The sequence below is a fragment of the Microbispora hainanensis genome (genome assembly GCF_036186745.1).
Taxonomy (GTDB): domain Bacteria; phylum Actinomycetota; class Actinomycetes; order Streptosporangiales; family Streptosporangiaceae; genus Microbispora.
Map to the genome: position 1 here is coordinate 5,220,233 of NZ_CP108086.1, position 18,777 is coordinate 5,239,009.

18 protein-coding genes are annotated in these 18,777 nt (G+C 73.6%); 7 read left to right on the forward strand and 11 right to left on the reverse strand.

The window, feature by feature from the left end; all coding sequences use genetic code 11:
- The 4 genes from OHB01_RS24355 to murA all read right to left on the reverse strand — a co-directional run bounded on the left by OHB01_RS24355 (position 1) and on the right by murA (position 6,033).
- Positions 1-675: a response regulator transcription factor gene (locus OHB01_RS24355; protein WP_221889852.1), complete on the reverse strand. Its 675-nt coding sequence runs from the start codon at positions 673-675 to the stop codon at positions 1-3.
- Positions 656-1,333 carry a response regulator transcription factor gene (locus tag OHB01_RS24360; RefSeq protein WP_328854020.1) on the reverse strand — a complete coding sequence of 226 codons (678 nt, stop codon included), beginning with the start codon at positions 1,331-1,333 and terminating at the stop codon, positions 656-658. Before OHB01_RS24360 ends, OHB01_RS24355 begins: the two co-directional genes overlap by 20 nt.
- Before the next feature lie 361 nt (positions 1,334-1,694).
- Complete coding sequence (locus OHB01_RS24365) at positions 1,695-4,676, reverse strand: transglycosylase domain-containing protein (RefSeq protein WP_328854021.1); 2,982 nt, start codon at positions 4,674-4,676, stop codon at positions 1,695-1,697.
- 52 nt (positions 4,677-4,728) lie between these two features.
- Complete coding sequence (murA, locus tag OHB01_RS24370) at positions 4,729-6,033, reverse strand: UDP-N-acetylglucosamine 1-carboxyvinyltransferase (protein WP_142556869.1); 1,305 nt, start codon at positions 6,031-6,033, stop codon at positions 4,729-4,731.
- 101 nt (positions 6,034-6,134) lie between these two features.
- On the opposite strand from murA, the gene OHB01_RS24375 reads away from it, so the two are divergent.
- Complete coding sequence (locus tag OHB01_RS24375) at positions 6,135-6,653, forward strand: hypothetical protein (protein WP_142645055.1); 519 nt, start codon at positions 6,135-6,137, stop codon at positions 6,651-6,653.
- Here OHB01_RS24375 and OHB01_RS24380 read toward each other — a convergent pair.
- The 3 genes from OHB01_RS24380 to OHB01_RS24390 all read right to left on the reverse strand — a co-directional run bounded on the left by OHB01_RS24380 (position 6,643) and on the right by OHB01_RS24390 (position 9,079).
- Positions 6,643-8,043 carry an amidase gene (locus tag OHB01_RS24380; protein ID WP_328709669.1) on the reverse strand — a complete coding sequence of 467 codons (1,401 nt, stop codon included), beginning with the start codon at positions 8,041-8,043 and terminating at the stop codon, positions 6,643-6,645. The two genes, OHB01_RS24375 and OHB01_RS24380, sit on opposite strands and share 11 nt — an antisense overlap.
- A gap of 78 nt (positions 8,044-8,121) precedes the next feature.
- Positions 8,122-8,619 (reverse strand): Cys-tRNA(Pro) deacylase, encoded by a 498-nt coding sequence (ybaK, locus tag OHB01_RS24385; RefSeq protein WP_142645057.1) that lies wholly within the window; start codon positions 8,617-8,619, stop codon positions 8,122-8,124.
- A gap of 103 nt (positions 8,620-8,722) precedes the next feature.
- Positions 8,723-9,079 carry an arsenate reductase family protein gene (locus OHB01_RS24390; RefSeq protein ID WP_142645058.1) on the reverse strand — a complete coding sequence of 119 codons (357 nt, stop codon included), beginning with the start codon at positions 9,077-9,079 and terminating at the stop codon, positions 8,723-8,725.
- A 133-nt stretch (positions 9,080-9,212) separates the two neighbouring features.
- On the opposite strand from OHB01_RS24390, the gene OHB01_RS24395 reads away from it, so the two are divergent.
- Positions 9,213-9,854, forward strand: a complete 642-nt coding sequence (locus OHB01_RS24395) for a hypothetical protein (protein WP_328709670.1) — start codon at positions 9,213-9,215, stop codon at positions 9,852-9,854.
- Here the strand turns inward: OHB01_RS24395 and OHB01_RS24400 are convergent.
- From OHB01_RS24400 to OHB01_RS24415, 4 genes are read right to left on the reverse strand one after another with little or no spacing between them, the layout of a single operon-like run.
- Complete coding sequence (locus OHB01_RS24400) at positions 9,843-11,078, reverse strand: NAD(P)/FAD-dependent oxidoreductase (RefSeq protein ID WP_328709671.1); 1,236 nt, start codon at positions 11,076-11,078, stop codon at positions 9,843-9,845. The two genes, OHB01_RS24395 and OHB01_RS24400, sit on opposite strands and share 12 nt — an antisense overlap.
- A complete protein-coding gene (locus tag OHB01_RS24405) occupies positions 11,078-12,520 on the reverse strand; it encodes an NAD(P)/FAD-dependent oxidoreductase (RefSeq protein ID WP_221889845.1) in 1,443 nt (480 codons plus the stop codon). The genes OHB01_RS24400 and OHB01_RS24405 overlap by 1 nt, the downstream gene beginning before the upstream one ends.
- Positions 12,517-13,959 (reverse strand): FGGY family carbohydrate kinase, encoded by a 1,443-nt coding sequence (locus tag OHB01_RS24410; RefSeq protein WP_142645059.1) that lies wholly within the window; start codon positions 13,957-13,959, stop codon positions 12,517-12,519. Before OHB01_RS24410 ends, OHB01_RS24405 begins: the two co-directional genes overlap by 4 nt.
- 41 nt (positions 13,960-14,000) lie before the next feature.
- Positions 14,001-14,774: a DeoR/GlpR family DNA-binding transcription regulator gene (locus tag OHB01_RS24415; protein WP_261985609.1), complete on the reverse strand. Its 774-nt coding sequence runs from the start codon at positions 14,772-14,774 to the stop codon at positions 14,001-14,003.
- Between the two features lie 189 nt (positions 14,775-14,963).
- Here OHB01_RS24415 and hisD point away from each other — a divergent pair, with 189 nt between their 5' ends.
- From hisD to hisH, 5 genes are read left to right on the forward strand one after another with little or no spacing between them, the layout of a single operon-like run.
- A complete protein-coding gene (gene hisD / locus OHB01_RS24420; protein WP_142645060.1) occupies positions 14,964-16,271 on the forward strand; it encodes a histidinol dehydrogenase in 1,308 nt (435 codons plus the stop codon).
- Positions 16,268-17,344, forward strand: a complete 1,077-nt coding sequence (locus tag OHB01_RS24425) for a histidinol-phosphate transaminase (protein WP_142645061.1) — start codon at positions 16,268-16,270, stop codon at positions 17,342-17,344. The genes hisD and OHB01_RS24425 overlap by 4 nt, the downstream gene beginning before the upstream one ends.
- Positions 17,341-17,946 (forward strand): imidazoleglycerol-phosphate dehydratase HisB, encoded by a 606-nt coding sequence (gene hisB / locus OHB01_RS24430; RefSeq protein ID WP_030509942.1) that lies wholly within the window; start codon positions 17,341-17,343, stop codon positions 17,944-17,946. The genes OHB01_RS24425 and hisB overlap by 4 nt, the downstream gene beginning before the upstream one ends.
- Positions 17,946-18,098, forward strand: a complete 153-nt coding sequence (locus OHB01_RS24435) for a hypothetical protein (RefSeq protein ID WP_167530285.1) — start codon at positions 17,946-17,948, stop codon at positions 18,096-18,098. Before hisB ends, OHB01_RS24435 begins: the two co-directional genes overlap by 1 nt.
- Positions 18,095-18,727: an imidazole glycerol phosphate synthase subunit HisH gene (gene hisH / locus OHB01_RS24440; protein ID WP_168065573.1), complete on the forward strand. Its 633-nt coding sequence runs from the start codon at positions 18,095-18,097 to the stop codon at positions 18,725-18,727. The genes OHB01_RS24435 and hisH overlap by 4 nt, the downstream gene beginning before the upstream one ends.
- Positions 18,728-18,777 lie beyond the last annotated feature (50 nt).

Consider the following 18,777-nt stretch of genomic DNA (forward strand, 5'->3'; position numbering starts at 1 on the left):
TCAGCGGGTGCTAGCACCCCCGTGCTCGGACAGGTACATCAGCACGGCCATCACCCGGCGGTTCATGTCGGGCTCGGCGCCCAGCCCGAGCTTGGCGAACAGCGCGTTGATGTGCTTTTCCACCGCCCGCTCGGTGAGGAACAACGCGGCCCCGACCGCGGCGTTGCTCTTGCCCTGCGCGATCTGGGCCAGCACGTCCCGCTCGCGCGAGGTGAGCTGGGCCAGCGGCGACGACCGCGCGTGCACGGTGTCGGCCACGAGCGCGTCCACCACCGCCGGGTCGATCACCGAGCCGCCCCGGGCCACCGTGCGGACCGCCTCGATCAGGTCGTGCGCGTCGCTCACCCGCTCCTTGAGCAGATAGGCCCGGCCGCTGCTGCCCCCCGCCAGCAGCGGCGTCGCGTACGCGGGCTCGGCGTACTGGGAGAGCACCACGACCCCCACCCGCGGGTGGGACTCGCGCAGCCTGACGGCGGCCTGGACCCCCTCGTCGGACGCCGTCGGAGGCATCCTGATGTCGGTCACCACGACGTCGGGATCGTGCTCGCCCACCGCCGCCATCAGCCCGGGCAGGTCGCCGCAGGTGGCGACCACCTCCAGGTCGGGCTGGAGATCCAGGACCCGCCGCACGCCCTCGCGGACGAGCAGCGAGTCCTCAGCGATCACGATTCTGATGGGCACCTGTCCCCTCCATACGCAGCCACGTGAGCACCGCGAGGACACGGCGGTTGTCATCCGGGGTCTGGCTCAGGTCGAGCTTGGTGAGCACGGCCGCGATGTGCGCCTCGACCGTCTTCGTGCCGAGGAACAGCGCCCGGGCGATCGCCGCGTTCGACCGGCCCTCGGCCATCAGGCGCAGCACATCCCGCTCGCGCGCGGTGAGCCGGTCGGCGAGCGACTCCTCCTGCCGCAGCCGGAACAGCATGCTGACGACCTCGGGGTCCACGGCGACGCCGCCGGCGGCGACCCGCTCCAGCGCGTCCCGGAGCGCGGACGCGTCGTCGACCCGGTCCTTCAGCAGATAGCCGACGCCGCGCGGGCTCGATTCGAGCAGCCGCGCGGCCAGCGCCCCCTCCGCGTACGTGGACAGGACCAGCACGCCGAGGGCGGGAAAGCGTTTCTTCAGCTCCGTCGCCGCCACCAGCCCCTCGTCGGTGAAGGTGGGAGGCATCCGTACGTCGAGGATGACGGCGTCGGCCGGTTGCTTCTCCAGCAGGGCGGTGAGCTCGGAGGGGTCGGCGGCCTGCGCCACGATGGTGACGCCGACGCGGTCGAGCAGGAGAGCCAGTCCCTTACGGAACAGGGCCGAGTCGTCACAGATCACCACCCGCATGCAAGTCAGTGTGACACGGCTCGCACACTCCCCGAGACCGGCAGCGGGCGGTCCCGGCTGCCGGCGCCGGACGCCCACTCCGGGAAACGGCGAGCGCGGCCCGCGCGCGTCAGGGCGAACCGCGCGGCGTCAGTGCCCGGGGCGGGTGTTCGCCTGAGGCCGCACGTGGCCGCTGTCGATGTCGCGGTGTCAGCGCCGGGGTGGCTGTTCACCCTGTGGCGCGGCTGTCGGTGTCGAGGCGTCGCGGTGCCGGCGCCGGGTGGCCGTTGGCCGGGTGGTGGGGATGGCGGCTCGGGATGTGCTGTGAGCGCCTGGGGTGGCCGTTGGCCCGGTGGTGCGGGCGGCGGCTCGGGACGTGCTGTCAGTGCCGGGGGTGGCCGTTGGTCTGGTGGCGGGGATGGCGGCCACCGTCGGGGTGCTTCTTGCGGTGTCCGCCCGCTCCGTGACCGGTCTGGCGGGCCGCCCGGCCGCGCTGCCCGTCTCGTGCGGCGCCGGTGTGTGTGGCGGCGTGTGTGGCGGTACGGGCGGTTTTGCGGCCACCGGTCGCTGAGGTTCCGCCCTGGCGCGTCCTGCTCCGCCGCGCCTCGTCCTGCCGCGCCTCGTCCTGCCGTGCCTGGCTCTTCCGCGCCTGGCTCTTCCGGGCCTGACTCCTCTGCGCCGCGCTCTTGCGCGCCCCGACCTGCCGGGCCGTGGTTTTGCGGGCCGTGGCGTGCTGGGCGGTGGCCTTCCGGGCCTTGGCCTGTTGGGGTGGGCCGCTTCGGGCGGAGGCGCGCTGGGCGGCGGGAGCCGACGCCGGAGAAGCGGCGTCGCGGGGACGGATGAGACTCGCCCAGCCCACCCGCCGGGCCGCCGGAGGCGCGCCGGCCGACCCCGTACGGACCGGTGCACGGGAAGAGGAGCCGTGAGCCACCGGGCGAGCTCCGGAGAAGAGCGGACGGCCGGGTGTCCGCGCGCCCGAGGCGGCGGACGAGTGCCGGGTGGAGACGCCGCCGGGCATGGGCGGGCGGATCACGGGGACGGCGGGGGCGGCTCCGACGCCGGTAGGAGCGGTCATGCCGCCCGCTGCCAGGGGGCTGGTCGCGGTGCCGCCGGAAGCCCCCGCGACGCCGCTCGCCGCACCGGCTGTCGCATCCTGCTCCGAAGCGTCGTCGTCGTGCTTTTCGCGCTCGGCCTTCCGCTTCTTCTTCTCCTTCTCGCGCTGCTTCTCCAGCGCCTCCTTCAGGCCCGGGGTGAACCCGCCGCCGAACCGGGCCATGTCGGGCGGCACGAAGCCGTACGCCGGGGTGTCCCGCAGGGCCGCGCGCATCGAGTCCACCCAGATCGGGCCGGGCAGCGAGGCGCCCTGCACCGCGCCGTAATAACGGCCGCCGATGGTGACGCCGGTGAGCGGATAGCGGTAGGAACCCCGGATGTCGCCCACGCTGACGGCGGCGGCGAGGGCGGGGGTGTACCCGGCGAACCAGGCCGAGGTGTAGCCGTTGTTCGTGCCGGTCTTGCCCGCGGCGGGCCTGCCGATGGACTGTCCGCGCATCGTGCCCTTGCTGAAGACCCCCGTGAGCACGTGGCTCACCGCGTCGGCGACCGCGGGTTCGAGCGCGGTCACGCAGGCGGGCGGGATGTCGGTGCGGGTGCCGTCGCGCTCCACGACGGCGGTGATGGCCATCGGCCGGCAGTAGCGGCCGCGGGCGGCGAGCGCCGCGTACGCCGCCGCCACGGTCGTCGGGTCCATCTCGTTGGCGCCCAGCGTGAACGTCGGCACCTCGTGGAGCGGCGTGCCGTCCGCCCGCCTGATGCCCAGCGACTTGGCCGTCTGCACGACGTCGCACAGGCCGACCTCGCGCTCCAGCCGCATGTAGAAGATGTTCACCGACTGCCAGGTGCCCATCTCCAGGCTGTACGGCCCGCCGCCGCCCTCACCGCCCGCGTTGTGGATGACCGTGTGCGGGTCGTTGACCGCCCTGCCCGAGCAGTCGCGATAGCCGTACGACGGGACGTACGCGCCGGGGATCGCGAAGCCGTCGCCGAACCGCATGCCCTGCTTGAGCGCGGTGGCCAGCGTGAACACCTTGAACGTGGACCCCGCCTGCAGGCCCAGCCCGCCGCCGTGGGCGGTGTCGGCCGCCAGGTTGTAGGTGGTGCTGGGCCCGAGGTCGCGGTTGTGCGGGTTGCGCCCGTAGCGCTTGCTCACGGCCATCGCGCGGATGTGCCCGGTGCCCGGCTCGATCATCGTCTCCGACGCCACCTGGTGGTCGCGCGGCTTGACCCGTGCGGAGATGGCGCGCTCGGCGGCCCGCTGCGCGACCGGGTCGATGGTCGTCCAGATGGTCAGCCCGCCGCGCTGGAGGCGCCGCTCCCGGTCGGCCCTGCTGTAGCCGAAGGCGGGGTTGGTGAGCACCTCGCGCTCCACGTACACGCAGAAGAAGGGGTGGGCGCTGCCCGCGCAGCCGCCGGGCTCGGGACTCAGGTGCAGCCCCAGCGGCGCGGCCGCGGCGGTGCGCGCCGCGTCCTTGCCGATGATGCCGAGCTCCGCCATCCGGCCGAGGACCAGGTCGCGCCGGGTGCGCAGTCGGTCACGGTGCTCGTCGCCCAGCGAGGGATCGGTGTCGTACGGCGTGCGCACGGCGCCGGCGAGCGTCGCGGCCTGGGTGAGCGTGAGGTCGGCGGCGTCGACGCCGAAGAACCGCTTGGCCGCCGCCTGGACGCCGAACGCGCCCGCGCCGAAGTAGGCGATGTTGAGGTAGCGCTCGAGGATCTGGTCCTTGGTGTATTTGCGCTCGAGCGCCAGCGCGTACCGCAGCTCGTCGAGCTTGCGGCGGAACGAACGGACGAGGGCCTGCGCCCGCTCCTGCTCCGACTCGGCCTGGCTCACCATGATGTTCTTGACGAGCTGCTGGGTGATGGACGAGCCGCCCTGCCGGATCCCGCCGGCCCGCGTGTTGGTGACGAAGGCGCGCAGCGTGCCCTTGATGTCCAGGCCGCCGTGCTCGTAGAACCGGGCGTCCTCGATGGCCACGATGGCCTGGCGCATGACCGGGGCGACCGCGCTCAGCGGCACCGACTGCCGGTTCTGGTAGTAGAACTGGGCGATCTGGCGCCCGTTGCGGTCGAGCAGCCGTGTCACCTCGGGCAGCGGCTCCTCGCGCAGGGGCGCGGGCAGGTAGGTGAGGGTGGACGCGGCGCTCCTGGCCGCCAGGCCGGCCCCGCCCGCGAAGGGCATCACCAGCCCGGCGACCAGGGTGCCCCCGGCCGCGCCGCACATGCCCAGGGCGAGGACGGCGCGCCCGAGACTGACGCGCCCGAGACTGACGCGCCCGAGACTGACGCCGAGAAGACGAGAGGTCACGGGATATCAGTGCGACCTCTGGCGTTTCTCCAAACCCAGGGGCCACAAAGCTTTACGTAAGCCGGTTGATCTTCAACCCGAGGGAGGTGAACTGTTCGAACGGCCTGTGGTAACCGCGTTCGATGTGGTTGACGCCGCGCAGGGTCGAGGTGCCCTCGGCCACGGCGGCGGCCAGCACCGCGGAGAACCCGGCGCGGATGTCGGGGAGCGTGACGTCGGCCCCGCGCAGGTTGGAGACTCCGCGCACGACCGCCGAGTGCTTGGCGTTGGTGTCGTGGTAGCGGCACGCCGGCCCGCCCAGGCACTGGGCGAACACCTCGATCTCGCACCCCATCTTCTGCAGCGCGGGAACGTACACGAGCCGGTTCTCGAACACCGTCTCGTGCAGCACCGACATGCCCTCGGCGCGGGTGAACAGCACCATCAGCGGCGTCTGCCAGTCCGTCATGAAACCGGGGTGGGTGTCGGTCTGCACCGCCGCGGCGCGCAGGCCGTCCGGGGCGGAGGCGCACAGCCACTCGTCGGTGATCTCGAACCGCGCGCCCATCCTCGCCAGCGTGGTGATGGCGGTGACGAGCCGGTCCTGGTGGCAGCCGTGCACGCGCACCTCGCCACCCGTCACCAGGCCCGCCACGAGGTAGGAGAACGCCTCGATACGGTCGCCGGCCAGCCAGGTGGAGGCGCCGTGCAGCCGTTCGACGCCCTCGATGACGATGCGCCGGTCGGGGCTCAGCTCGATCATCGCGCCCATGCGCTGGAGGAACAGCGCCAGCTCCACCACCTCGGGCTCCATCGCCGCGCCCTTGATGACGGTCTTGCCCTCCGCCAGCACCGCCGTCATGAGGATCGTCTCGGTGGCGCCCACGCTGGGGTAGGGGAGCGTGATACGGCTGCCGCGCAGCCGGGCCGCCTTGGCGGTGATGCCGTTGTCGCCGACCTCGATCTCCGCGCCCATCGACCGCAGCGCCTCGACGTGGAAGTTGACCGGCCTCCTGCCGATCGGGTCGCCGCCGACGAGGGGGACGAACGCCTCGCCCGCCAGGTGCAGCAGCGGGCCGAGCATCAGGATCGGGATGCGGTTGAGCCCGGTGTACTCCTCCGGCACACGCGGCCGTATCTCGGAGCCCCGCTCGATGGTGATCTCACCGGGGGTGATCTCCACGTGGATGCCGAGGGCTTCGAGCATGGCGGCGGTGAGCCCCACCTCGCCGACCTCGGGGGCGTTGTGCAGCGTGCTCGGACCCGTGCCGAGCATCGCGGCCACCATGTGTTTCGAGACCGCGTTCTTCGATCCGCGGACCTCCACGTCCCCCCGCAGGGGGCCGGACGGGTCGATCTGCCATACCTCTTCGCTCACTCGGCCTCCTTGGCCCACACCGATGCCGTGTGTCCCCTGCACGCGGCTCAGGCAAGAGTAACGGGACCGGGCCCGATCACCACGTGGGTACTATCGGGACGGTGCGGCATCTGAGGGGCAATCTGGCGGCGATCGGGGTAACCGTCCTCGTACTCGCCGTCCTCGGGGTGGTCGCGGGATACGTCTGGTCGGCGCTCGCCCCCGCCGCGCGATACGTGCTGATCGACGGGACGCCGCATCTGGCCGACCCCGAGTCGCAGTCGCTCATCGAGGCCGACGGCTGGTTCGCCGTGGTCACCGGCGCGTTCGGCCTGGCCTGCGGGATCGTGGGCTACGTGCTGTCGCGCAAGCAGCCGGTCCAGGTCCTCATCGGGCTCGCCGCCGGCGGGCTGCTCGCCGGATATGTCGCCATGCTGGTCGGCAGTACGGCCAAGGGCGGGGTCCAGGCGGCGGGACCGGACGGCTACACCACCACCACCTCGCTGGACCTGACCGCGCACGGCGTGCTGTTCGCCTGGCCGCTCCTGGCCACCGCGGTCTTCTGGGTCATCGAGTTCGCCGTGACCTACAACCAGCGGGGCGGCACGCCCCAGGCCCTGCCGCCGGGGCCTAAGCTCTGACGATGCCCGGCTGGGTCCGCCAGAAGCCGGTCGCCTGTTCGAAGGCGTGCCCGAGGCGCAAGACGTCCATGTCGGCCCATGGCCTGCCGACGATCTGCAGGCCGACCGGCAGGCCGTCGGGCGTGAACCCGCACGGCACTGACATCGCGGGCGCGTGCAGCACGCTGATCCAGTAGCACGACCGCATCCAGGCCAGGTAGTCGGGCATCTCCACCCCGGCCACCTCGGTGACGTACGGCTGCTCGACCGGGAACGGCGGCACCTGGCTGACGGGCGCGACCAGGAAGTCGTAGCGGCCGAAGAACTCGCGCATGCGGTGGAACAGGCCGGTGCGCAGCCGCTCGGCCCTGGCGAGGTCGGCCCCGGTGACCTTCCGTCCCTGCTCGACGTTCCAGGCCACGTTGGGGCCCACCTCGGGGAGGTCGCCGAAGTTGAGCGCGTAGAACCACGACCGGTAGACGCGGAACGCCTCCTCGGCAGCGGACAGGTCCAAATCCACCCGCTCGACCTCGACCCCCAGCGCGGCCAGCGTCTCGGCCGCCCGCGCCGTCGCCGCCGCGGTGCGGGGATCGACCGGCAGGCCGCCGAGGTCGGGGCTGAAGGCGACGCGGACCCCGGCGAGGTCCATGTCGAGCGACCCCGCGAACGCCGAGCCGTCCTCGCGGATCGAGAACGGCGAGACCGGGTCGAACCCGGCGATGGCCGACATGAACAGCGCCAGGTCGCCCGAGGTGCGGGCCATCGGCCCCGGCACGCTGAGCGTGTACCAGGCCGCCGTCGCCGACTTCGCCGGCACCCGTCCCGGGGTGGGCCGCAGACCGGCCACGTTGCAGAACGACGCGGGGTTGCGCAGCGAGCCGCCCATGTCGGAACCGTCGGCCAGCGGCACCATCCGGCAGGCCAGCGCCGCCGCCGCGCCGCCGCTGCTGCCGCCCGCGCTCTTCGACAGGTCGTACGGGTTGCGCGTCGCCCCGAACACTTCGTTGACCGTGTGCGAGCCGGTGCCGAACTCCGGGGTGTTCGTCTTGCCCAGCGCGATCCCGCCCGCCTCGCGGATGCGCCGCACGAGCGGGTCGTCCTCGGTGGGCACGTGGTCGGCGAACGCCCGCGAGCCGTACGTGGTCCGCACGCCGGCGGTGTCGGCGAGGTCCTTGTGCGCGACCGGGATGCCGTGCAGCGGGCCGCGCACCAGGCCGCGCCGCAGGTCCTCGTCGGCGCGTGCGGCCTGGTCGAGCGCGCGCTCGGCGGTCAGCGTCACGATGGCGTTGACCCGCGGGTTCGTCTCCTCCACGCGCCGCAGGCACGCCTCGGTCAGCTCGACGGCGCTCACCTCGCGCGCCCGCAGCAGCGCGGCCATCTCCGTCGCGGTGAGGTCGGCCAGCTCGTTCACGGCTCCCCCGTTCGGTGTGGTTCCCCGGCCAGTCTTACGGCCGCGGAGCCGTACGGGCGATGGCAACAGTAGACAGGCTCAGAGCTTCGCGATGGGGGCGGTCACCGCCTGGGCGAGCCGGATGAGGTTGCCCGGCGCGGTCTCGATCTGCAGCCCGCGCCGCCCGGCGGAGAAGAAGATCGTCTCGAAGCCGAGCGCGGACTCGTCCACGACAGTCGGCAGCCGCTTGCGCTGGCCGAGCGGGCTGATGCCGCCGACCACATAGCCGGTGACCCGTTCCACCTTGGCCGCCTCGGCCATCGCCGCCCGCTTGCCCTTCAGCGCCGCCGCGAACGCCTTGAGGTCGAGCTTGCCCGCCACCGGCACGACCGCGACCGCGAGGCCCGTCTCGGTCTCCGCCACCAGCGTCTTGAAGATCCGCTCGTACGGCAGGCCGAGCGCGTCGGCCGCCTCCTCGCCGTACGCCTGGGCGTTCGGATCGTGGTCATAGGGGTGAAGGGTGAACTCCGCCTTCGCCTGCGTGAGGGCGACCGTCGCCGGAGTGCCCTGGCCGCCCTTGCTCTTGGTCTTGCTCACGACGGCAAGCTTAAGGTCGCTCCGCTCCGGCCGCTTAAGGTCGCTCCGCTCCGGCCGCTTAAGGTCGCTCCGCTCCCGGCGGGCGACCGCGTCAGGGGAGCGTTCAGGGGAGGACGGAGCGTACGGCCTCGGGGGAGCGGGCCACCACGGCGGTGCCGTCGTCGGCGGTGATGATCGGCCGCTGGATCAGGATCGGGTGAGCGGCCATGGCCTCGATCCACCGCCCGCGGGCCGCCTCGTCGCGCGGCCACGACTCCAGGTCGAGCTCGGCCGCGACGGGCTCGCCGAGGCGGGCTACGTCCCAGGGCTCCAGGCCGAGGCGGCGCAGCACCTCGGTGAGCTCCTCCGCGCTCGGCGGGTCCTCCAGGTAGTGCCGCACGGTGTATCCGGCGCCCTCGGCGTCGAGCAGCGACAGGGCCGACCGGCACTTCGAGCAGGCCGGGTTGATCCAGATCTCCATGCGGTCATTGTCCCGCCCGGCGGAGCGTAAACGGGGCTTCATGCCCACCCGGCGAATGGCAAAACGATCTAAAGGGGACAATTTCTTCACGTGGCCTTTTGTCGATGGGAGTGGCCGAGCGGGAGGGCAGCGGATGGGAACGGTCAGTGGTGTCGTGGGTGACGTCGCGAAGGGACAGGCATGCCTGTTCGGCGGGCTCGGGGTGTGCGTCACCCTCCGGCCGGAGGGTCTGGCGGTCAACCACGGCATGAGCTACTTCGGTGTCCACTGGCAGACCCTGCTGCCGTACGCCGCGGGTCTCGCGGGCGCCGCGCTGTTCACCCACCGGGCGCTGCGCGACGCGGCGGCCCGCACGCCGCACCCCGCCCACCTGCGGCGGATGGCCGGCTCGTTCGTCGTGCTGCTGGCCGGGATCGTGCTGACGCCCTACACGCTGGGCGGGGTGGTCGACTGGGCGCACCGGGGGCTGGGCGCGGCCCTGTTCGTGCTCCAGCTCCTGCTGGCCGTACGGCTCGTCGCGTGGGCCCACGGCGACGCGGTCGGCGTCGCGTTCTTCCTGGTCCAGCTCGGCGGGGGCGTCCTCGCCGCGGTGTACGTGCTCCAGACCGAGGGGCTGCTCATCCACGGCGAGGCGACGTTCCAGCTCGGGTTCGCCCTGGTGCTGGCCAGGACGCTCCCGCTGCTCGCGCCCCCGATCGCCGCGGCGGCCGTGGCCTCGGGCGGCGCGCCCGCCGCCGCACCCGCCGCCTCCCCGGCGACGGTCTCATGCCAGTGAGACGGTGATCGGCCCGCCGCGCGGGTCCGCGCCGGACAGCAGCGACGACGGCACCCGGAACACCCGGCCGGGGGAGACCGGCCACGGCAGCGTGCGGCGGGCGATCTCCCGGCCGCCCTGCGTCACCACGACCCTCGCGACGGCGCGGTGCTCGTCCGGCCACAGCAGGATCCGGCGCCGGGGCGGCGCGCCCGCACCCGGCCTGACCAGGCCGGGGGAGACCCATCGGAACGGCGTCCCGGCCCGCAGCGGGATCGCACCCGCGTCCGTCGACGTGCCGCCGAGGTGGTCCAGGACGTGCCGCACCACGTGACGGCCGTCGAGTGCCGCCACGTCGGCGGTGTCCACGGGGTGGATCAGGTTGCCGACCGCGAACACGCCGGGGCGGCTGGTGGCCAGGGTGTTGTCCACGACCGGGCTCCTGCTGCCCGGGTCCATCGCCAGCCCGGCGGCCCGGGCCAGCTCGTGGTCCGGGATCCAGCCGCCGGTGAACACCACCGTGTCGCAGGGCACCGTGCGGCGCTCGCCCGTGCGCAGGTCCTCGACCTCGACCGACTCCACGGCGTCGCGCCCGTTGATCCGCACGACCCGGGTGGCGGTGGCGACGGGCACGCGCAACAGGGCCCGCCCCGGCACGCCGAACGCCGCGTACGACTCGGCGCGGGCGTGCTCGCTGGTCATCAGCACGGTGCGGCAGCCCGCCGCGCGCAGGGTGAGCGCGGCCGACCAGCTCACCGGCTCGGCCCCGACGACGACGGCCCGCGTGCCGGCCCTGCCGCGATGCAGGTGGACCAGGTTCTGGAGCTGCCCGGTCGTCAGCACGCCCGGCGGGCGGTCGCCCGGCACCATCCGGGCCGTACGGGGACGTTCCCGCGCACCGGTCGCCAGGACGACGGCGCGGGCCTCCACCCGCAGCCGGCCCTCCGGCGTGGTGACGTCGAGGGCACGCTCCCCTGCCCAGCCGGTGACCATGGCCGAGGTGCGCACCCGCGCCCCGGCCTCCAGGGCGCGGTTGGCCAGCAGGCGGGCGTACGCGGGGCCGGTCATCACCGTGCGCAGGTCGCGCAGGCCGAAGCCGGTGTGGTGGCTGTGCCGGGGGATGCCGCCCGCCTCCCGCTCCCGGTCGAGCACCAGCACCCGCAGGCCGGCCGCCGCGAGACCGGCGGCGGCGGTCAGCCCGGAAGGGCCGCCGCCCACGACGGCGACGTCGGTGGTGACGCGCATCACGATCCCTCCACGCGGGCGAGGCGCCCGGCGATCTCGGCTCCGCAGTAGAAGCCCTGGCAGCGGCCCATCATGGCCCGGGTGCGGCGGCGCAGGCCGTCGAGGTCCGCCGGGGGGAGGGGAGAGGCCAGGGCGTCCCTGATCTCCCCGGCGGTGACCCGTTCGCAGAAGCAGACCACGGTCCCGTACGCCGGGTCGCGGGCGATGAGGTCCTCGCGCAGGTACGGCCGGGGGAACGCCTCGCCGATGTTGGGCATCCGGGGCGGCTCCGGCAGGCCGTCGCGTACGGAGGTGACGAGGCCCGCCTCGGCCAGCAGCCCGGCGGCGTGCTCGGCGAGCGCCATCGACGCGGTCAGCCCGGTCGACCGGATGCCGCCGAGCACGAGATAGCGCCGCCCGGCGTCGAGGTGGACCTGGTAGTCGCCGTGCTCGGTGGCCGCCCGCAGCCCGGCGTAGGAGGCGGTGACCTCCTCGCTCATCAGTGCGGGCATGAGCGCGAGGCCCTTGTCCACGAGGAACGCGAACCCCTCCTCGGAGGTGGAGGTGTCGGCGCGGTCGCGCAGGTCCTCGGCGGTGGGGCCGAGCATCACGTTGCCGTAGATCGTCGGGCTGATCAGCACGCCCTTGCCGCGCGAGCTCGGCACGGGCAGCACGATGCGGGTCGCCAGCGGCCTGGCCATCTTGTCGAAGACCAGCAGCTCGCCCCGGCGCGGCGTGACCGTGAACCGCTCGTGCCCGAACAGGCGGTCGACGGCGTCGGAGCCCAGCCCGGCGGCGTTGACGACCCAGCGGGCCCGCAGCGGGCCCCGGTTCGTCCGCAGCACGGTCGCCTGCCCGTCGTCGTGCTCGACGCCTTCGATCCGGGTGTTCAGCAGCACGCGGGCCCCCCGCGAGAGCGCCTCGGTGGCGTACGCGAGCGTGGTGGTCCACGGGCAGACGATCGACTCTCCGGGCACGGTCAGCCCGCCGAGCGCACCCGGGCCGAGGGCCGGGACCAGCCGGTAGACCTCGTCAGGCCCGACGATCTCGCACTCCCGATATCCGTTCTTCGCCGCCTTGTCCGCCAGCCCGGGGAGCGCGGCCAGCTCCTCGCCGGTCCAGGCGACCAGCAGCGCGCCGGTCCGCTCGACCGGGATGCCGGTGCGCTCGGCGTACCCGCCGAGCAGCTCGTATCCCCGCCGCACCAGGCGCGACTCCAGCGTGCCCGGTGTCGCGTCGAAGCCGGTGTGCAGGATCGCGGTGTTGGCCTTGCTGGTGCCGTCGCCGACGTCCGGGCTCGCCTCGGCCAGCACGACCGACAGCGCGCGGCCGTCGTGTGCGCGTCCCGCCAGCTCGCGGGCCACGGCCGCGCCCACCACGCCGCCGCCGACCACCGCCACGTCGACCGTCTCGCCCGGCAGCGGCCCCGACCTGCTGACGCATCCGCTCGCGCATCCGCTCACGCGTCCCTCCCCGTCTCGATCGCCGCGCGGACACCCCGCCGCCAGCGCGTCATGAACTCCTCCGCCCGGTCCGCCGGCCAGCGCGGCTCGTACGTCGTCGCCGGGGCCCACGCGGGCACGGCGCCGGCCACCGTGAGCGAGGGGGTCACGGCGAGGCGGGCCAGCGCGGCGGCGCCGAGCGCGGTCGCGTGCGGCGACGGATAGACGTCCACCGGCGCCTGCAGCAGGTCGGCCTGGGCCTGCATGAGCGCGGCCGACCGGGTGAGGCCGCCGTCCACCCGCAGGCGGGCCAGCGGGCGGCCGAGATCGGCCGCGACGACCGCCGCGAGGTCGGCCACCTGGGCGGCGATGCCCTCCAGCACGGCGCGGACCAGGTGGCCGGGCCGGGTGGACAGCGTCATGCCGAGGAACGCCCCTGTCGCGTCCGGCCGCCACCAGGGCGCGGCCAGCCCGGCCAGCCCGGGGACGAACAGCGCGCCCTCGGCGTCCGGCTCTGCCAGCGCGTCCAGGTCGGCGGCGTCGCCGACGAGGCCGAGGCCGTTCAGCCACCGCACCGCGGAGGCGGCCGTGTAGACCTGGCCGTCCACGCAGTAGGGCGTGGCCCCCCTGGCCCGCCACGCCACCGACGTGGTCAGGCCGGAGGCCGAGCGCACGGCCCGCTCACCGGTGTTGGCGAGCAGGAACGCCCCCGTGCCGTACGTGCACTTGGCCTCGCCGGCCGACAGGCAGCCCTCGGCGAGCAGCGCGGCCTGCTGGTCGACGACCAGGCCGCCGACCGGGATCTCCCCGCCGAAGGCCCGGGTCGTCCCGATCACCTCGTCGCAGGCGGCGATCGCGGGCAGGTGCTCGCCGTCCAGGCCGAACAGGCCGAGCAGCTCCCCGCTCCACTCGACCGTGTCGAGATCGAGCAGCGCCGACCTGCTGGCGGTCGCCGCGTCGGTGACGAACTCCCCGGTCAGGTGGTGGACGAGCCAGGTGTCGCTGGTCGTCACCACACCCTCGCGGGTGAGATTGCGGCGGATCCACGCCATCTTCGGCGCCGAGAAATACGGGTCGAGCACGAGCCCGGTCAGCTCGGCGATCCTCCCGGCGTGCCCGGCCAGATCGGCGCAGACCTCCTCGGCCCGCCGGTCCTGCCACACCAGGGCGGTCGTCAGCGGCTCGCCGGTCGCCGGGTCCCAGGCCAGCACGGTCTCGCCCTGGTTGGCCAGCGTGACCGCGCCGACGGGCACGCCCGCCGCCGCGACCGCCTCCCGCCCGGCGGCCAGCACCGAGTCGAGCAGTTCCCGCGGGTCCTGCTCCACCCGCCCGCCCGGCAGGTACGCGGGACGGACCGGCGCCTCGGCCGGCGCGAGGACCGCGCCGTCGCCGTCCACCACGAGCGCCTTGGTGCCCGAGGTGCCCTGGTCGATCGCGAGCACGGCAGGGGGATGGGACATCGATCGTCTCCTGGCGGGAGCTGGGGGTCGTGACGGCCAGCCTATGGGTTGATCACTTCGGCACCCGCGCTGACCAGGGCGGACGTGATCGGCTCCGGGGGTTCCGCGTCGGTGATGAGACCCGACAGGCCGTCCAGTGCGCACACCCGGTAGGCGGCGACCCTGCCGTGCTTGGAGCCGTCGGCGAGCACGTACGTCCGGGCGGAGCCGGCGAGGATCACGCGCTTGGTCGCGACCTCGTCCAGGAAGTAGTCGGTGAGCCCGGCCTCCGCGTCCACCCCGCCCGAGCCGAGGAACGCCACATCCGCCCGCAGGTCCCGGAAGAACCCCAGCGTGTGCGCGTTGGAGACGGCGAGGTCGCCCTGCCGTACGCGCCCGCCCGCCACCAGCACCTCCACGCCGGGACGGCCCGCGAGCTCGGCCGCCACCAGCAGCGAGCAGGTGGCGACCACGCCACGGAAGGACGGGGGGACGGCCCTGGCGACGTGGACGGCGGTGGTGCCGACGTCGATGATCACGGTCTGGCCCGGGCGCAGCAGCCGCGCCGCGAGCTCGCCGATCACGGCCTTCGCCTCCGACCGGCTGGTCGAGCGCTCCAGATAGGACAGCTCCTCGCCGGTGCCGGACGGCGCCGAGGTCGCCCCGCCGTGCACGCGGACGAGCAGCGCCCGGCGCTCCAGGATCGCCAGGTCGCGCCGGACGGTCTCGTGGGAGACGCCGAGCAGCGCGGCCAGGTCCTCGGTGCGGACGGTTCCCTTCCGCCCGAGGGTCTCGATGATCCGCTGGTGACGCTGCGCCGGAAGCACGAGATCCACCCCTGACCGAGTGTGACTGTTCTTGCCCGAGAGTGTGGATGGATGCCCGGAAAGCTGTCAACCGCGGGCCGCGTAAAACAGGCGGACGCGAAGATTCCCAGCTCCCGAGGGGTGTGCCGACCGGTGAAACGCCCGTTTCGAATGCTGGACACACGCGGATCGCTCCCTGGTCGTCCGTAGACTGGGACGGTGATTTCCCGTATCGACCTGCGCGGGTCCCTTCCTGCCGACCTGCGCGACGTGCTGCCCCGCGCCGAACTCGACGTCGAGGCCGCCCTGGAGAAGGTGCGGCCCATATGTGAGGACGTACGCCATCGCGGCGCGGCAGCCGTACGGGAGCTGACCGCGCGGTTCGACGGCGTCGGGCTGGAGTCGGCCCGGGTGCCCGCCGAGGCGCTCGCCCGCGCCCTGGAGGAGCTCGACCCGGCCGTGCGCGCGGCGCTGGAGGAGTCGATCCGCCGCGCCCGCCTGGTCCACCGCGACCAGCGGCGCACCGACACCACGACGCAGGTCGTGCCGGGCGGCACGGTAACCGAGCGCTGGGTGCCGGTCGACCGCGTGGGGCTCTACGTCCCCGGCGGCCGGGCCGTCTATCCCTCCAGCGTGGTCATGAACGTCGTCCCCGCCCAGGAGGCGGGCGTGCCCTCGCTGGCCGTCACCTCGCCCGCCCAGAAGGAGTTCGGCGGGCTCCCGCACCCCACGATCCTCGCCGCGTGCGCGCTGCTCGGCGTCGACGAGGTGTACGCCGTGGGCGGCGCCCAGGCCGTCGCGATGTTCGCCTACGGCACCGAGGAGTGCCGGCCGGCCACGATGGTGACCGGCCCCGGCAACATCTGGGTGGCCGCGGCCAAGCGCCTGCTCAAGGGCCGCATCGGCATCGACTCCGAGGCCGGCCCCACCGAGATCGCGATCCTCGCCGACGAGACCGCCGACCCCGTGCACGTCGCGGCCGACCTGATCAGCCAGGCCGAGCACGACGTGATCGCCGCCTCCGTGCTGGTCACCACCAGCGTGGAGCTGGCCGACGCCGTGGAGAAGGAGCTGCCCGGCCAGGTCGCGGCGACCCGGCACAGCGAGCGCATCACCGAGGCGCTCGCCGGCCGCCAGTCGGGCATCGTGCTCGTCTCGGGCATCGACGACGGCCTCAAGGTCGTCGACGCCTACGCCGCCGAGCACCTGGAGATCCAGACGGCCGACGCCCGCGCTGTCGCCGCCCGGGTGCGCAACGCCGGTGCGATCTTCGTCGGCCCGTACGCGCCGGTGTCGCTCGGCGACTACATGGCGGGCTCCAACCACGTGCTGCCGACCGGCGGCTGCGCCTGCCACTCCTCGGGGCTGTCGGTGCAGACGTTCCTGCGCGGCATCCACGTCGTGGACTACACCCGCGAGGCGCTGGCCGGGGCCGCGCCGTACGTGTGCGCCCTCGCCGACGCGGAGGACCTGCCCGCCCACGGCGCCGCCGTCCGCGCCCGCTTCGACTGGGAAGTGCCCGCATGACGACCCTCGACGACCTGCCGATCCGCGACGACCTGCGGGGCAAGCAGCCCTACGGCGCGCCGCAGCTCGACGTGCCCGTCCAGCTCAACACCAACGAGAACCCCTACCCGCCGTCGGCCGCGCTGATCGACGACCTCGCCCGTGCCGTACGGCAGGGCGCGGCGACGCTCAACCGCTACCCCGACAGGGACGCCGTCGAGCTGCGCAAGGACCTCGCCGACTATCTCGGCCACGGGCTGACGGCCCGCCGGCTGTGGGCGGCCAACGGCTCCAACGAGATCATCCAGCAGATCCTCCAGGCGTTCGGCGGCCCCGGCCGCTCCGCCATCGGGTTCGAGCCGTCCTACTCGATGCACCCGATCATCGCGGGCGGCACGAACACCCGCTGGATCGAGGGCCTGCGCGACGAGGACTTCGCGATCGACCCGGACGCCGCCGTGGCCGCGATCGAGGAGCACCGCCCCGACGTGGTGTTCCTGACCTCGCCGAACAACCCGACCGGCACGGCCCTGCCGCTGGAGGTCATCCAGCGGATCCTCGCCGCCGCGCCCGGCATGGTCGTGGTCGACGAGGCGTACGCCGAGTTCGCCCGCACGGGCACGCCGTCGGCGCTGACCCTGCTGCCCGGCAACCCCCGGCTGATCGTGACCCGCACCATGTCGAAGGCGTTCGCGATGGCCGGCACCCGGCTCGGCTACCTCGCCGCCGACCCGGCGGTGGTCGACGCCCTGCTGCTGGTCCGCCTGCCCTACCACCTGTCCACGCTGACCCAGGCGGCGGCCCGGGTGGCGCTGGCGCACCGCGAGGAGCTGCTCGGCACGGTCGACGCGCTGCGCGCCGAGCGGGACGCCACCGTCGGCTGGCTGCGCGGGCGCGGCCTGAAGGTCGCCGACTCCGACGCCAATTTCGTGTTGTTCGGTACCTTTGCGGATCGGCGGTCCGTATGGGAGGGACTGCTCGATCGCGGGGTGCTGATCCGGGAGACCGGTCCCGCTGGCTGGCTGCGCGTGTCGATCGGCACGCCGGAAGAGATGGCGGCGTTCCGCGCCGCGCTGGAGGGGGTCCTCGCATGACCGAGCTCAACGAGCGCCGCGGCCGCGTCGAGCGCACCACGAAGGAGACGTCGGTGCTGGTCGAGGTCGGCCTCGACGGCACCGGGATCGTCGACGTGTCCACCGGTGTCGGCTTCTACGACCACATGCTCGCCCAGCTCGGCAAGCACGGCCTGTTCGACCTGACCGTGAAGACCGAGGGCGACCTGCACATCGACGCCCACCACACGATCGAGGACACCTCGATCGCGCTCGGCGCGGCGTTCCGCGAGGCACTGGGCGACAAGTCGGGCATCCGGCGGTTCGGCAGCGCGTCCTGCCCGCTGGACGAGGCGCTCGCGCAGGTCACGGTGGACCTGTCCGGCCGGCCCTACCTCGTGCACACCGAGCCCGAGGGCATGGCCCCGATGATCGGGCCCGACTACGACACCACCATGACCCGGCACATCCTGGAGTCGTTCGTCGCGCAGGCGGCGGTCTGCCTCCACGTGCACGTGCCGTACGGGCGCAACGCCCACCACATCGTGGAGGCGCAGTTCAAGGCGCTCGCGCGGGCGCTGCGCGAGGCGTCGGAGCGCGACCCCCGGGCGACCGGCGTGCCCAGCACGAAGGGCGTGCTCTGATGACCTTCGCGTCCGGGGGGATGATCTTCATCGGTCTCTTCCTGATCGGCGGGGTCATCTCGGGCATCCGGCAGGGCCTCAAGCTGCTGGCGGCGCTCGCCGGCGTCGGGGCCGTCATGGCGATCACAGCGGGGGTGATGTGGTGGCAGTGAACAGGCGGGTCGTCGTCCTCGACTACGGGTCGGGCAACCTCCGCTCGGCCGAGCGGGCGCTGGCCCGCGTCGGGGCGGACGTCACCGTCACCGCCGACTTCGACGCGGCCCTCGAGGCGGAGGGGCTCGTCGTGCCCGGCGTCGGCGCGTTCGCGGCCTGCATGGAGGGGCTCAAGCGCGTGCGCGGCGACCAGATCGTGGGCCGCCGCCTGTCCGGCGGGCGCCCGGTGCTCGGGATCTGCGTCGGCATGCAGATCCTGTTCGAGAAGGGCGTCGAGCACGGCGTCCACACCGAGGGCTGCGGCGAGTGGCCCGGCACGGTCGAGCGGCTCGACGCGCCCGTGCTGCCCCACATGGGGTGGAACACCGTGACCGCGCCCGAGGGCAGCGTGCTGTTCCGCGGCATGGAGGAGGGGACGCGCTTCTACTTCGTCCACTCCTACGGGGTGCGCGAATGGCGGCTGCAGGCCGGCGACGGCTTTGAGCAGCCGCTGGTCGCCTGGGCCGAGCACGGCGTGCCGTTCGTGGCCGCGGCCGAGAACGGCCCGCTCATGGCCACCCAGTTCCACCCGGAGAAGTCGGGGGACGCGGGGGCCGTGCTGCTGTCCAACTGGCTGAGCACGTTGTGAGCGTGTCCGGCAGGCGAAATATCGAGGCAGCGGTGCGACACTGGGAACCG